This window comes from Pseudomonas orientalis (genome assembly GCF_022807995.1).
Lineage (GTDB): Bacteria > Pseudomonadota > Gammaproteobacteria > Pseudomonadales > Pseudomonadaceae > Aquipseudomonas > Aquipseudomonas orientalis_B.
Genome location: NZ_CP094351.1, coordinates 907,858 through 922,640 on the forward strand (window position 1 = coordinate 907,858; position 14,783 = coordinate 922,640).

General features: G+C 60.1%; 14 protein-coding genes. 4 read left to right on the plus strand and 10 right to left on the minus strand.

The window, feature by feature from the left end:
• Positions 1-750: a tetratricopeptide repeat protein gene (locus MRY17_RS03890; RefSeq protein ID WP_243353328.1), complete on the plus strand. Its 750-nt coding sequence runs from the start codon at positions 1-3 to the stop codon at positions 748-750.
• 70 nt (positions 751-820) lie between these two features.
• Here MRY17_RS03890 and MRY17_RS03895 read toward each other — a convergent pair whose 3' ends face one another.
• The 5 genes from MRY17_RS03895 to MRY17_RS03915 form a co-directional block, all read right to left on the minus strand.
• Positions 821-1,984 (minus strand): type III PLP-dependent enzyme, encoded by a 1,164-nt coding sequence (locus MRY17_RS03895; RefSeq protein WP_003188470.1) that lies wholly within the window; start codon positions 1,982-1,984, stop codon positions 821-823.
• Between the two features lie 469 nt (positions 1,985-2,453).
• Positions 2,454-3,611, minus strand: a complete 1,158-nt coding sequence (locus tag MRY17_RS03900; RefSeq protein WP_057726113.1) for an osmoprotectant ABC transporter ATP-binding protein OsmV — start codon at positions 3,609-3,611, stop codon at positions 2,454-2,456.
• Positions 3,608-4,261: an ABC transporter permease gene (locus tag MRY17_RS03905; protein ID WP_057726112.1), complete on the minus strand. Its 654-nt coding sequence runs from the start codon at positions 4,259-4,261 to the stop codon at positions 3,608-3,610. Before MRY17_RS03905 ends, MRY17_RS03900 begins: the two co-directional genes overlap by 4 nt.
• A gap of 12 nt (positions 4,262-4,273) precedes the next feature.
• Positions 4,274-5,167: a glycine betaine ABC transporter substrate-binding protein gene (locus MRY17_RS03910; RefSeq protein WP_191956602.1), complete on the minus strand. Its 894-nt coding sequence runs from the start codon at positions 5,165-5,167 to the stop codon at positions 4,274-4,276.
• A 19-nt stretch (positions 5,168-5,186) separates the two neighbouring features.
• Positions 5,187-5,939 carry an ABC transporter permease gene (locus tag MRY17_RS03915; RefSeq protein ID WP_370671691.1) on the minus strand — a complete coding sequence of 251 codons (753 nt, stop codon included), beginning with the start codon at positions 5,937-5,939 and terminating at the stop codon, positions 5,187-5,189.
• A gap of 296 nt (positions 5,940-6,235) precedes the next feature.
• On the opposite strand from MRY17_RS03915, the gene MRY17_RS03920 reads away from it, so the two are divergent.
• From MRY17_RS03920 to MRY17_RS03930, 3 genes are all read left to right on the plus strand, one after another.
• Positions 6,236-7,819 carry a peptide chain release factor 3 gene (locus tag MRY17_RS03920; RefSeq protein WP_057726109.1) on the plus strand — a complete coding sequence of 528 codons (1,584 nt, stop codon included), beginning with the start codon at positions 6,236-6,238 and terminating at the stop codon, positions 7,817-7,819.
• A 351-nt stretch (positions 7,820-8,170) separates the two neighbouring features.
• On the plus strand, positions 8,171-8,641 hold the full coding sequence (locus tag MRY17_RS03925; protein WP_181282703.1) for a hypothetical protein: 471 nt from the start codon (positions 8,171-8,173) through the stop codon (positions 8,639-8,641).
• A 204-nt stretch (positions 8,642-8,845) separates the two neighbouring features.
• The gene (locus MRY17_RS03930) at positions 8,846-9,091 is read left to right on the plus strand and encodes a hypothetical protein (RefSeq protein ID WP_057724521.1); all 246 of its coding nucleotides are present in this window, start codon (positions 8,846-8,848) and stop codon (positions 9,089-9,091) included.
• 99 nt (positions 9,092-9,190) lie between these two features.
• Here MRY17_RS03930 and MRY17_RS03935 read toward each other — a convergent pair whose 3' ends face one another.
• From MRY17_RS03935 to MRY17_RS03955, 5 genes are all read right to left on the minus strand, one after another.
• Positions 9,191-10,162, minus strand: coding sequence for a peptide ABC transporter ATP-binding protein (locus MRY17_RS03935; protein WP_057724522.1), 972 nt, complete (start codon positions 10,160-10,162; stop codon positions 9,191-9,193).
• Positions 10,162-11,130: an ABC transporter ATP-binding protein gene (locus tag MRY17_RS03940; RefSeq protein WP_243353329.1), complete on the minus strand. Its 969-nt coding sequence runs from the start codon at positions 11,128-11,130 to the stop codon at positions 10,162-10,164. Before MRY17_RS03940 ends, MRY17_RS03935 begins: the two co-directional genes overlap by 1 nt.
• Before the next feature lie 10 nt (positions 11,131-11,140).
• Entirely contained in the window at positions 11,141-12,052 is a 912-nt protein-coding gene (locus MRY17_RS03945; RefSeq protein WP_057724524.1) for an ABC transporter permease subunit, read from the minus strand.
• Between the two features lie 10 nt (positions 12,053-12,062).
• Complete coding sequence (locus MRY17_RS03950) at positions 12,063-13,073, minus strand: ABC transporter permease subunit (protein WP_003171721.1); 1,011 nt, start codon at positions 13,071-13,073, stop codon at positions 12,063-12,065.
• A gap of 75 nt (positions 13,074-13,148) precedes the next feature.
• A complete protein-coding gene (locus tag MRY17_RS03955; RefSeq protein WP_243353330.1) occupies positions 13,149-14,747 on the minus strand; it encodes an ABC transporter substrate-binding protein in 1,599 nt (532 codons plus the stop codon).
• Positions 14,748-14,783 lie beyond the last annotated feature (36 nt).

Consider the following 14,783-nt stretch of genomic DNA (forward strand, 5'->3'; position numbering starts at 1 on the left):
ATGGGCTTTTTACTGCGCCGCCAGGAAGTGCTCGACGTTGAGCAGTTGCAGTCGATGCTCGAGGATTCCCCGGTGCGCGCCGCCCAGGCGATTCTGATTGCGGCCAGGGAAGGCGTGGTCGATGCCCAGGCGTTGCTCGGGCAGATCCTGCTGGAAGGACGCGGCATTGCCCGCGATCAAGCATTGGCGCTGCGCTGGTTTCGGATTGCGGCGCAAGGCGGGCACTTGATGGCGCGCAATATGGCCGGGCGTTGCCTGGAGCATGGTTGGGGGTGCGCCGCCGATGAAGCGGCGGCTGCGCGGGATTACCGGCTGGCAGCAGAGGCCGGGCTGGATTGGGGGCAGTACAACTACGCCAACCTGCTGGCGACCGGCCGTGGCGTTGTGCAGGATGAGGTCCAGGCGCTGGTGCTGTATCGCCAGGCGGCAGAGCAGGGCCACGCCAAGTCGATGAATCTGCTGGGGCGCTATCTGGAAGATGGGCAGTATTGCCCGAGGGATTTTGAAGCGGCCGTTGAGTGGTACCGACGTTCAGCCGAAGCCGGGGATTTTCGTGGACAGTTCAGTTATGCGGCGGTGTTGGCCGATAGCGGCCAGATCGAAGCGGCACTGGAGTGGTTGCGCAAAGCGCTGGACGGCGGGAATTCAAAGTTTTTGCGGGGGGCACACAAGGCGCTGGCAATCGCCTACGATCCGCAGATTCGCGCCATGGCCGATGCATATCAACAGCGTGCCTTGAGCGTTTCCTGAGGCATAAAAAAACCCATGAAATGTCATGGGTTTTTTCTTATAGCTTGTAGCTTAAAACTTACTGCTGCTTTTAAACGTAAAACGACTTCAACGGCGGAAACCCATTGAACTCAACCGCGCTGTAGCTGGTGGTGTAGGCACCGGTCGACAGCCAGTACAAGCGATCACCGATCGCCAGGTTCAGCGGCAGGCCGTACTTGTAGTTTTCGTACATGATGTCGGCGCTGTCGCAGGTGGGGCCGGCGATGACCACTTCTTCCATCTCGCCTTTCTTCTCGGTCCAGATCGGAAACTTGATGGCTTCGTCCATGGTTTCGATCAGGCCGGAGAACTTGCCCACATCCGTGTATACCCAACGCTCGACGGCGGTACGCGACTTGCGCGCCACCAGCACCACTTCGCTGACCAGGATACCGGCGTTGGCGATCAACGAACGGCCTGGCTCCAGGATGATTTCCGGCAGGTCGTCACCGAAGTCTTCCTTGAGGAAGCGGATGATTTCTTCAGCGTAGGTTTCCAGGCTGTTGGTACGGGTGATGTAGTTGGCCGGGAAGCCGCCGCCCATGTTGATCAACTTCAACTCGATACCGTCTTCTTCCTTGAGGCGTTCGAAGATCACTTTGACCTTGGCGATCGCCGCGTCCCACACGCTGATGTCGCGCTGCTGGGAACCGACGTGGAACGAGATGCCGTACGGCACCAGGCCCAGGTCACGGGCGAGGATCAGCAGGTCCATGGCCATGTCGGTCTGGCAGCCGAACTTGCGCGACAAAGGCCAGTCGGCGGTGGTCGAGCCTTCGGTGAGGATGCGCACGTACACTTTCGAGCCCGGCGCGGCCTTGGCGATGTTGCGCAGATCGGCTTCGGAGTCGGTGGAGAACAGGCGCACGCCTTTCTCGTAGAAGTAGCGGATGTCCTTGGATTTCTTGATGGTGTTGCCGTAGCTGATACGGTCGGCGCTGACGCCACGGTCCATGACCTTGTCCAGCTCGTAGATCGAGGCGATGTCGAAGCTCGAGCCCTTGTCTTTCAACAGGTCGATGATCTCGACGGCCGGGTTGGCCTTGACCGCGTAATACACCTTGGCGAATTCGAAACCGGCGCGCAGGTCATCGTAGGCCTGGCTGATCATCGCGGTGTCGATCACCACGAACGGGGTTTCCTGTTTGTCGGCGAACGCCTTCATTTTGTCAAAGGTGGCGCGCGCGAAATAATCTTCGACGTTGATCGACATGCTGGGAACTCCTAAGGGCAAACAAATTTGATCAATGGGTGCAAATGAACGTCCTCCGTATCCCCACTTTGGTTCGCCTACTTCCCAAGGCATGTCGCCGAAAGCAAAAAGGCCATGGGTTAAGCTTCCCTTGGCCTTGCTGTCTCGTCGTCAGTACTTGAGCCGGATGGATCGTTTCCAGCATGGACGTTCGGCGCGAACTTTAGGGCTTGGCGGGCGTGGGATCAACTAAAAATGTCGCGTTTCTGCACGCGTTCGTCGCGCGGCCGCGTGCAGCTACTTATGTAACCGACCGGTGTGACGGATTGATGTTCCCCGCTGAAGGGGAATTGAGCACATTTCCCTGACTCACCGCGGGGCAAATGTGGGAGGGGCTTGCCCCCGATAGCGGTGGGTCAGTTAAATAGTTATCAACTGACCCACCCTCATCGGGGGCAAGCCCCCTCCCACATTTTTTTACCGCGTTGTGTCAGGCCAGGGCGGTCTCGGCAGGCGAAACGATACTGGTCTTGCCGCCACGGGATTTGCCGGAACTCAGGTACTCGGCAATCGATTCCTGGGTCACTTCCCCGAGGAACACCCGCTCGGCATCCATCACCGGCAACCATGAACGGTTGAACTCGTACATCCGCGACAGCAGGATGCGCAGGTGCTCGTCATACGCCGCCGTGGCGTTGAACTCGCGCAGGTACTGGCCGCAGGTACCGGCCTGACGGTGCAGGTCGCGACGGCGTACATAGCCCAGCGCCTTGTTCTCGGCGCAGGTGACCACTACATAGCGGCGGTCGTGCTCGTCCATCAACTCCAGCGCATCGGCCACCGGGGTTTCCGGGCTCACTGACGGCGCGTTGTCCGCCGCGTCTTCGGCCTTCACCAGCAACAGGCGCTTGAGGGTACTGTCCTGGCCGACGAAGTTGCTGACGAACTCGTCCGCCGGGTGCGCCAGCAGCGTGTCCGGATGGTCGATCTGCAACAGCTTGCCGGCGCGGAAGATCGCAATCTTGTCACCCAGCTTGATGGCCTCGTCGATGTCGTGGCTGACCATGATCACGGTCTTGTTCAGCGCGCGCTGCATTTCGAAGAACTCGTTCTGGATCATCTCGCGGTTGATCGGGTCGACCGCGCCGAACGGCTCGTCCATCAGCAGCAACGGCGCATCGGCCGCCAGGGCGCGGATCACACCGATGCGCTGTTGCTGACCACCGGACAGTTCACGCGGGTAGCGATGCAGGTACTGCTTGGGTTCCAGCTTGATCATGCTCATCAACTCGCGGGCGCGGTCGTGGCATTTCTGCTTGTCCCAGCCGAGCAGCTTGGGCACCACCACGATGTTTTCTTCGATGGTCATGTTCGGGAACAGGCCGATCTGCTGGATCACGTAGCCAATGTTGCGGCGCAGGGTCACTTCATCCAGGTCGGTGGTGTCCTCGCCGTTGATCAGGATCTTGCCCGACGAGGGCTTGATCAAGCGGTTGATCATCTTCAACGTCGTACTCTTGCCGCAGCCCGACGGGCCGAGGAATACGCAAATTTCGCCTTCGTTGACGGTCAGGCTTACATCGTTGACGGCGGTGACAGTCTTGCCGTTGCTTTGAAAAGTCTTGGACAGGTTTTGAAGTTCGATCATTTGAGCAATCCTTTTGGAGTCAGCGAGCGTTGCAGCCATTGCAAGAGCAGGTCGGCAAAGATGGCCAGGAGACTGACCAGTACGGCGCCGACAATCAGCATCGACATGTCGCTGCGGCTGATGGAAGCCAGAATCAGTACACCCAGGCCACCGGCGCCGATGGTGGCGGCGATGGTCATCACACCGATGTTCATCACCACGGCGGTGCGCACACCGGCGAGGATTACCGGTACGGCAATCGGCAGTTCGACCATGCGCAGGCGCTGGCCGAAGGTCATGCCGATGCCTTTGGCGGCCTCGCGGATACCCGGTTCAACACCGGTGAGCGCCAGGTAGGTGTTACGCATGATCGGCAACAGGGAGTAGAGGAACACGGCGGTAATCGCCGGCATCGGTCCCAGGCCCTGGCCAAATTTGGAGTAGAACGGCAGCAGCAGGCCGAACAGGGCGATGGAGGGCACCGTGAGCAATACCGTGGCGCTGGCTTGCAAGGGGCCTGCAAGTGTCGGATAGCGGGTCATCAGCACGCCCAAGGGCACACCGACGACAATCGCGAGAATCACAGCAATACCGACCAGGGTGATGTGCTGCCAGGTCAGGTGCAGGACCTGGGCCCAATCAAGATGGGAAAAGGCGTTCAAAAATTCCATGTCTTCTCCTTTTTAGTTGATTGGATGTTGGCGCAGGAAATCGGCGGCAACGGCGGACGGGCTTTCATGGTCGACGTCGACCCGCGCATTCAGCTGGCGCATGGTTGCGTCGTCGAACAGAGTGGCCAAGGGCTTGAGCTCGGCAGCCAGTTGCGGGTGCTGATCGAGGTATTCCTGGCGAATCACCGGGGCGGCCGTGTAGTCCGGGAAGTAGTGCTTGTCGTCTTCAAGCAGCTTCAACTTGAAGGCGTTGAGGCGACCGTCGGTGGTGTAGACCAGGCCGGCAAACACTTGGCCATTACGCAACGCGGTGTAGACCAGGCCTGCGTCCATCTGCCGAGTGTTCTTGCGCGTCAGGTTCATGTCGTACAGCTTGACCATGCCTGCCAGGCCGTCGGAACGGTTGGCGAACTCGGTGTCCAGGGCGACCAGGCGGTGATCCTTGGCGTCTTCGGCCATGGCTTGGGTGAGATCGCTGATGCTGTTGATCTCGGGGTGTTCCTGAGCCACTTTCTCGGGCAACGCCAGGGCGTAAGTGTTGCTGAAGCGCGACGGCGACAGCCAGACCAGGCCCTTTTTCGCGTCGAGTTCTTTGACCCGCGCGTAGGACTGTTCGCTGTCGAGCTTCTCGTCGATGTGGTTGTAGGCCACCAGCGACACGCCGGTGTATTCCCAGATCAGATCCAGTTGCCCGCTTTCCTGGGCACTGCGCGCCAGGTTGCTGCCCAGGCCGCCGGTCACTCGGGCGTCGTAGCCCTTGCTGCGCAGGTACTGGGAGGTGATTTCGGCGAGCAGGGTCTGTTCGGTGAACACCCGGGCGCCGATACGGATTACGGGTTTGTCGGCGGCTTGCGCAATACCTGCAAGCAGCAGGACGCAGCCTAATATCAAGCTTAATTTTTTCATGTCGATTCCTTACCTGGCGTTAAGACGGGCGCAACCCGCGTTCCAGCCAGAGGCGGCTGGCCATGGTCACCAGGCCGTCAAGCAGCAATGCCAGCAGCGCGGTGCATGCAGCACCAAGCAGCAGTTGCGGCTGATTGTTCAAGGCAATGCCGGGGAAGATCAGGCTGCCGAGGCTGTTGGCACCGATCAGGAACGCCAGGGGTGCGGTACCGACGTTGATCGCCAGGGCTACGCGCACGCCGCCGATGATGATCGGCACGGCATTGGGCAATTCCACGCGAAACAGCACCTGGCGCGGGGTCATGCCGATGCCGGTGGCGGCCTCCTTCAGGGAGCCCTGAACATTTTTCAGGCCTTCGTAGGTGTTACGCACGATGGGCAGGAGGGAGGCGAGAAACAACGCGAAGATCGCCGGGCCGCTGCCGATGCCGAGGACGCCGAGGGCGATGGCCAGTACGGCCAGGGGAGGGACGGTGTTGCCGATGTTGAAAATCTGCATGAAGCGTTCTGCGCGTCCGACCATGTTCGGTCGACTGAGCAGGATACCGGCGGGGATCCCCACAATCAGGGCGGCCAGCATGGACACTAAAACCAGAATCAGATGAGCTTGCAGGTAAAACAACAAATCGTCGCGGTACAGTTCGATCGTGTTGATGCCGATCCAGTGGACCAGCAGGGCCAGGAGCGCGACGACAACCGCTGCTCCCATAAGCCCTTTGCCATAGCGAATAGCCACAGGCGGACTCCTTTTTTCTTCTGTCGACGAACACATTCCTGCGTGGCAAGCCATTGCTGGCTGTCAGCGAAATGTAATCGCGAAATGCAGCTCGCCAATGCCGTCAAAAGCGGCATGAGTTCGAGCCATAAGCGCAGCCTCGTCAGGCTAACTTGCTGATTTTCCAGCCCCTGTTCCGAGTGCGTAAGCAGGGGAGTGGACGTCTCTACCTTTTAAAAGGTTCCACACTTGGGCGCATTTAGCCACCCCCAATGGGCTCAACGGTGGTCCGTACCCTCGCGTTTGCGCTATACTCGCCGCCCTTTTTTGACTCACCTGCCAGGCGATTTCCCATGACCCACCAGGCCGCCGAAGTCGCGAAACGCCGCACTTTCGCCATTATTTCCCACCCCGATGCCGGTAAGACCACCATCACCGAAAAGCTGTTGCTGATGGGCAAGGCAATCGCGGTGGCCGGCACGGTCAAATCGCGCAAATCCGACCGCCATGCGACATCCGACTGGATGGAAATGGAAAAGCAACGGGGTATCTCCATTACCACGTCGGTCATGCAGTTCCCGTATCGCGACCACATGGTCAACCTGCTCGACACTCCGGGCCACGAAGACTTTTCCGAAGACACCTACCGCACCCTGACGGCAGTGGACTCGGCGCTGATGGTCCTCGACGGCGGTAAGGGCGTCGAGCCTCGCACCATTGCGCTGATGGACGTGTGCCGGTTGCGCGACACACCGATTGTCAGCTTCATCAACAAACTCGACCGCGATATCCGCGACCCCATCGAGTTGCTGGATGAAATCGAAGCTGTCCTGAAGATCAAGGCCGCGCCGATCACCTGGCCGATTGGTTGCTACCGCGACTTCAAGGGCGTGTATCACCTGGCCGACGACTACATCATTGTCTACACCGCCGGTCATGGGCATGAGCGCACCGATGTGAAAATCATCGAGAAGCTCGACTCCGACGAAGCCCGCGCCCACCTGGGCGACGAGTACGACCGCTTTGTCGACCAGCTGGAACTGGTGCAGGGCGCCTGCCACGCGTTCAACCAGCAGGAATTCCTCGACGGTCAATTGACCCCGGTGTTCTTCGGCACGGCCTTGGGCAACTTCGGTGTCGACCATGTGCTCGACGCCGTGGTGGATTGGGCACCCAAGCCCCTGGCCCGTGTGGCCAACGAGCGCACCGTGGAACCGGTCGAAGAGAAATTCACCGGCTTCGTGTTCAAGATCCAGGCGAACATGGACCCCAAGCACCGCGACCGCATCGCCTTCATGCGTATCTGCTCCGGCCGCTACGAAAAGGGCATGAAGATGCGCCACGTGCGCACCGGCAAGGACGTACGCATCGGAGACGCCCTGACGTTCTTCTCCTCCGAGCGTGAACAGCTCGAAGAAGCCTACGCCGGCGACATCATCGGCCTGCACAACCACGGCACCATCCAGATCGGCGACACCTTCACCGAAGGCGAAGCGCTGGGCTTCACCGGCATCCCGCACTTCGCCCCGGAACTGTTCCGCCGCGTACGCCTGCGCGATCCGCTCAAGTCCAAGCAACTGCGCCAGGGCCTGCAGCAACTGGCCGAGGAAGGCGCCACCCAGGTGTTCTTCCCCGAGCGCAGCAACGACATCATCCTCGGTGCCGTGGGTGTGCTGCAGTTCGACGTGGTCGCCAGCCGCTTGAAAGAGGAATACAAGGTGGAATGCTCCTACGAGCCGATCACCGTGTATTCGGCGCGCTGGATCGAGTGCAGCGATAAGAAAAAGCTGGAGGAGTTTTCCAACAAGGCCGTGGAAAACCTCGCGGTGGACGGCGGTGGTCACCTGACCTACCTGGCCCCGACCCGCGTCAACCTGGCGCTGATGGAAGAGCGCTGGCCGGATGTGAAATTCCGCGCGACCCGCGAACACCATTAAGGTCTGAACGGTAGCAGAGAGGGCGAAGCTGTCATGGCTTCGCCCTTTTTGTTGGCTCTCTCTATAACGGTGCTGCCAATAGCTTTGGTCTGAATGTGTGTCGAGCTTCTGCATGTATGTAAGTCAGGGCAAACATACAGCACATCCGCAGGTTGCTCGGCGGCGCCGGGTCAATAGGCTGACTGAATACAGTCGGTACTTATATGAATGGCGTTGGTGTGTCTACTGTTAATGTTGGCAGTAGACAGGTGCTTTTTCCGCTACTAATGTTGAGTTGTGAATAAGGAGTATGGGGCAAACGGTATTATTTATAGTTGGGCGTTAGCGGTCTAGGCTGAGGAGGAAAAGGCTATGGGAACTACAAAAGTTATGGTGCCGACCGGGGATTTGGATGTTTACGTCGAAAAGAAGCTTGATTTCAGCGCGAAGGATTTTTTATTTAACAAGGACGATAGAGGGGTCCTGACTTTTGGCGGAAGTAAAGGTTCTTTTTCCCCAGCGGCCTACGTGGCTTGGAGAGGAGACGATTTTGCTGTCGGTTCTTATTCCATTGCGCCTGTTGGCGAGGGTGATGCCATAGCCTGGTATAACCATGCGAGTCTTAATAGTTGGCCGGCGATAAGTGGAACCTTCAATATCCACGCCATTTCGCTGGGAGACAACCCCAGCATTGATTTTGATTTTAATTTTATTGCTAAAAACCGATGGGGTAATAGAGAAGAGATTCATGTTTCAGGGCGGGGAGTTATTAACGGATTTGATAGTAAAGTTGTTTCTCCAAGCGATAAGGATAGCCCGGCGGGCGATGAGCTGTGGCGATAACCACACACCTCCTCGATTGCGGCTGAGCAATCAACTGTGGGAGGGGGCTTGCCCCCGATAGCGGTCTATCAGTGACATGTAACGTCCTGACCCACTGCTATCGGGGACAAGCCCCCTCCCACTTTTGCCCTCTATACGGCTGGGGATTGGCGAGAATCCTGCATCGGGTCTAGCGTTCACACATTGACTGCGAAGGAGACCTCCGTGCGAAATGTTCGATACGCTATTTGTCTGATGCTACTGGCAGGCCCGGGGCTGACAACGCTCCCGGCACTGGCCGTCGATGGCACGCCCCAATGGAAGGACACCGGCCCCGTCACCAAGAGAAAGGCCAACGAGGTCAACTCCGGCAGTTGGAAGCCGCAGCCCCAGCCCACCGATGTCAGGGATCCGGAAAACCCCGTCAACGAAGGGGAGGACAGTGAGACTTTTGACGACGGCGAGACCTGAGACGCGGCCCCAACCCAAAAAGAAGCCCTTCCCGCCAGGCTGATGCGCAACCTGACGGGAAGGGCTGTAGAACGCTGTATCACTGATCGTTCAACGATCTCAGGCGACGAACTGCTCCGCGTAGTGGCAAGCCACTTGGCGGTTATCCAACGGCCGCAACAGCGGCTCCTCGGTGCTGCAGCGCGCCGTCGCATACGGGCAGCGCTTGTGGAACGCGCAGCCAGGCGGCGGGTTCAGCGGGTTGGGCAGCTCGCCGACGATCTTGATCTTCGGCTTGTTCGGGTCCGGGTGGATGGTCGGGGTGGCCGACAGCAGCGCCTGGGTGTACGGGTGCAGCGGGCGGGCGTAGATGTCTTCCTTGGGGCCCACTTCCACCGGGCGGCCGAGGTACATCACCATCACGTCGTCGGCGACGTGTTGCACCACCGCCAGGTTGTGGGAGATGAACACGTAGGCGGTGTTGAATTCCTGCTGCAGGTCCATGAACAGGTTGAGCACCTGGGCCTGGATCGACACGTCCAGCGCCGAGGTCGGTTCATCGGCCACCAGCACTTTGGGTTGCAGCATCATCGCCCGGGCCAGGGCGATACGCTGGCGCTGGCCGCCGGAGAACATGTGCGGGTAGCGCTGATAATGCTCGGGGCGCAGGCCCACTTGCTTCATCATCGCCTGCACTTTTTCGCGGCGTTCGGCGGCGGACAGGTTGGTGTTGATCAACAGCGGCTCGCCGAGTTGATCACCGACCTTCTGGCGTGGGTTCAACGAGGCGTACGGGCTCTGGAACACCATCTGCACGTCTTTGCGCAATTGCTTGCGCTGGGCCTTGTCGGCACCGGCCACTTCCTGGCCGGCGATTTTAAGCGAGCCCGAAGACGGTTCCTCGATCAGCGTGAGGGCGCGGGCCAGGGTGGATTTGCCGCAACCCGATTCGCCCACTACGGCGAGGGTCTTGCCGGCTTCCAGTTCGAAGGACACACCATTAAGGGCGCGCACCGTGGCGTGGCCCTTGAACAGGCCACGGGACACTTCGTAATGACGGGTCAGGTCGCGGGCGGTAAGAACGACGGCCATTACGCCACCTCCTGGTTCAAGGGGTAGAAGCAGCGCGCCAGGCTGTTGGTTTTCGGATCAAGGGCCGGGCGCTCGGCGCGGCAGTTGTCGCGTACATACGGGCAACGCGGCGACAGCAGGCAACCCTGCGGACGGTCATAACGGCCGGGCACGATGCCGGGCAGCGTGGCCAGCCGCGTGGCGCCCAGGCTGTGCTCCGGAATCGCCTTGAGCAATGCTTCGCTGTAAGGATGCGCCGGAATGTCGAACAGTTGCGGCACCTGGCCGACTTCCACGGCCTGGCCCGCGTACATCACGCAGACGCGCTGGGCGGTTTCAGCCACCACCGCCAGGTCGTGGGTGATCAGCACCAGGCCCATGTTCTGTTCTTTCTGCAGGGCCAGCAGCAGTTCCATGATCTGCGCCTGGATGGTCACGTCCAGGGCGGTGGTCGGTTCGTCGGCGATCAGCAGCTTCGGCTCGCCGGCAATCGCCATGGCGATTGCCACACGCTGGCTCATACCGCCGGACAGTTGGTGCGGGTAGGCATCCATACGGCTGGCAGCGCCCGGGATCTCCACTTTTTCCAGCAACTCGATGGCGCGCTTGCGCGCTTGCTTGCCGGACATTTTCAGGTGCAGGCGCAGCACTTCTTCAATCTGGAAGCCTACGGTATAGCTGGGGTTCAGCGCGGTCATCGGGTCCTGGAACACCATCGCCAAGTCTTTGCCGACGATCTGGCGGCGCTGACGGTTGCTCAGCTTGAGCATGTCCTTGCCGTCGAAGTTCAGCGCGTCGGCGGTGACGATGCCGGGGTGCTCGATCAGGCCCATCAGCGCCATCATGGTCACGGATTTACCCGAGCCCGACTCGCCAACGATCGCCAGGACTTCGCCTTTGTCGACCGAAATGTCGAGGCCATCGACCACCGGCACGGCGGTCTTGTCGCCGAAGCGCACGTTGAGATTCTTGATTTCTAACAGTGACATGGGAATCTCCTCAGGCGGCGTTCTTGAGTTTCGGGTCCAGCGCGTCGCGCAGGCCGTCACCCATCAAGTTGATTGCCAGCACGCTGAGCAAAATGGTCAAGCCAGGCAGGCTCACGACCCACCAGGCGCGTTCGATGTAGTCACGGGCCGAAGCCAGCATGGTGCCCCACTCAGGCGTTGGCGGTTGGACGCCAAGGCCAAGGAAACCCAGGGCCGCGGCATCGAGGATCGCCGAGGAAAAGCTCAGGGTCGCCTGTACGATCAGCGGCGCCATGCAATTAGGCAGCACGGTGATGAACATCAGGCGCGGCAACCCGGCGCCGGCAAGGCGGGCGGCGGTCACGTAGTCACGATTCAGTTCGCCCATCACCGCAGCGCGGGTCAGGCGCACGTAGGACGGCAGCGACACGATGGCGATCGCGATCACGGTATTGATCAGGCCAGGGCCGAGGATGGCGACAATCGCCACGGCCAGCAGCAGTGAAGGCAGGGCCAGCATGATGTCCATCAAACGCATGATGGTCGGGCCGAGCAGACGCGGGAAGAACCCGGCGAACAGGCCCAGCAGGATGCCCGGGATCAGCGACATCACCACCGACGACAAGCCGATCAACAGCGACAGGCGCGAACCCTGGATCAGGCGTGAGAGCAGGTCACGGCCCAGTTCGTCGGTGCCGAGCAGGAACTGGATCTGCCCGCCCTCGAGCCAGGACGGCGGGGTGAGCAGGAAGTCGCGGTACTGCTCGCTCGGGTTATGCGGTGCAACCCAGGGCGCGAAGATCGCGCAGAACACGATCAGCAGCATGAACAGCAGCCCGGCAACCGCGCCTTTGTTCTTGGAGAAGGCTTGCCAGAATTCTTTGTACGGGGACGGGTACAGCAGGCTCTGATCGACTGCTGACACTGGAGTAGAGGTAGTCATGGTCATGATCTCAGCGCTGGTGACGGATGCGTGGGTTGGCGAAGCCGTAGAGGATGTCCACCACGAAGTTCACCAGGATCACCAGGCAGGCGATCAGCAGAATGCCGTTCTGCACCACCGGGTAGTCCCGCGCGCCAATGGCCTCGATCAGCCATTTGCCGATGCCGGGCCACGAGAAGATGGTTTCGGTCAGTACCGCACCGGCCAGCAGCGTGCCGACTTGCAGGCCGACCACGGTCAGCACCGGAATCAGCGCGTTACGCAGGCCGTGCACGAACACCACGCGCGCCGGCGAGAGGCCCTTGGCCTTGGCGGTGCGGATGTAGTCCTCACGCAGCACTTCGAGCATCGACGAGCGGGTCATCCGCGCGATCACCGCCAGCGGGATGGTGCCCAGTACGATGGCCGGCAGGATCAGGTGGTGCAGTGCGTCCCAGAACGCGTCCGGCTCGTCGGCCAGCAGCGTGTCGATGAGCATGAAGCCGGTGCGCGGCTCGATGTCGTAGAGCAGGTCGATACGCCCGGAAACCGGGGTCCAGCCCAGGCTCACCGAGAAGAACATGATCAGGATCAGGCCCCACCAGAAGATCGGCATCGAATAGCCCGCCAGGGAGATGCCCATCACCCCGTGGTCAAACAGCGACCCTCGTTTGAGTGCCGCGATCACCCCGGCCAGCAGGCCCAGGATACCGGCGAACAGCAGGGCGGCCATGGACAGTTCCAGGGTCGCCGGAAAGAGTGCGGTGAACTCGGTCCACACGCTGGTGCGGGTGCGCAGGGATTCGCCAAGGTCGCCCTGGGCAAGTTTGCCCACGTAGTCCAGGTATTGCGCATACAACGGCTTGTTCAAGCCAAGGCGTTCCATTGCCTGGGCATGCATTTCGGGGTCAACCCGCCGCTCGCCCATCATGACTTCTACGGGGTCGCCTGGAATCATGCGAATCAACGCAAAGGTCAGCAACGTGATGCCGAAGAACGTGGGGATCAATAACCCCAGTCGGCGGGCAATAAAACTAAACATCTTGGTGTATACCTCAATCAGCCGGTTAGGCAGGTTCGGCGCCGTCAGTGGCGACGGCGCCGAGCGTTTTTCTTATTACTTCACCTGGGTGGTGGCGAAGTTATTGGTCGTCAGAGGACTTTGGGTATAACCCTCGACGTTCTTGCGCATGGCAGTAAACATTTTCGGGTAAGCCATTGGAATCCACGGCTGATCCTTTTCAAACACATCCAGAGCTTGTTCATAGAGTGCAGCGCGCTCGGCGGGTTCAGCGTCAGCGCGGGCCTTATCGATCAAGTCTTGAAATTCTTTGTTACACCAGCGGGCGTAGTTTTCGCCGTTTTTCGCCGCATCGCAACTCAGGTTTGGCGTGAGGAAGTTATCCGGGTCCCCGTTGTCCCCGGCCCAGCCGGCGGAAACCATGTCGTGTTCGCCGGCTTTGGCGCGCTTGAGCATTTCGCCCCATTCCATGACCTTGATATTGACCTTCAGGCCAATCTGCGCCAGATCCGCCTGCATACGCTGGGCGCCGAGCATTGGGTTGGGGTTGGTCGGACCACCGCCGTTACGGGTGAACAAGGTGAACTCGGTGCCTTCCGGTACGCCGGCTTCCTTGAGCAGGGCGCGGGCCTTGTCCAGGTCGCGGGGCGGGTTCTTGATCTTGTCATTGAAGCCCAGCAAGGTCGGTGGATACGGGCCAGTGCCGACGACTGCGTTGCCTTTGCCGTATAGGGCGTCGGTGTAGCCGGCCTTGTCGAACGCAATGTTGATCGCGTGGCGCACCCGCGCATCACTCATGTACTTGTGAGTGGTGTTCAGGGCGGTGTAACTGGTGGTCATCGCCGCCAGTTCATCCACTTTCAGATTCGGGTCGGCCTTGACGCTCGGCACATCGTCGGGCTTGGGATACAGCGCGATCTGGCACTCGTTGGCCTTGAGCTTCTGCAGGCGCACGTTGTTGTCGGTGGTAATTGCCAGGATCAGCGGATCGGCCGGTGGCTTGCCACGGAAGTACTCCGGGTTGGCCTTGAAGCGCACCTGGGCGTCTTTGGCATAGCGCATGAAGATGAACGGCCCGGTGCCGATCGGCTTGGCGTTGAGGTCATCGGTCTTGCCGGACTTGAGCAACTGGTCGGCGTATTCGGCGGAGTGGATCGAGGAAAACGCCATGGCCAGGTCGGCCAGGAACGGTGCTTCAGGACGGGTCAGGGTAAAGACGACGGTGTGATCATCGGTCTTCTCTACGCTCTTGAGCAGTTCCTTGAAGCCCATGCTTTCGAAATACGGGTAGCCCACGTTGGACTTTTTATGCCACGGGTGATTCGGGTCCAGCTGGCGCTGGAAGCTCCAAAGCACGTCGTCGGCGTTCAGGTTGCGCGTGGGTTTGAAATAGTCGGTGGTGTGGAACTTGATATCGTCACGCAGGTGGAACGTGTAGGTCAGGCCATCGGCGCTGATTTCCGGCAGGTCCTTGGCTAACGCCGGAACCACTTCGGTGGTGCCGGGCTTGAAATCCACCAGGCGGTTGAACATGGTTTCGGCGGCGGCGTCAGCGGTCACGGCGGTGGTGTACAGGACCGGGTCAAAACCCTCCGGGCTGGCTTCGGTGCAGACCACCAGCGGTTTGGCCGAAACGCCGATCGCCACGCTGAGCAGCGCAGCGGCCATGGCAGCTTGTAGCGGGAGCATTTTCATTCAGAGCCCTCTGCAATCGATGGAGCCAGAAACGCG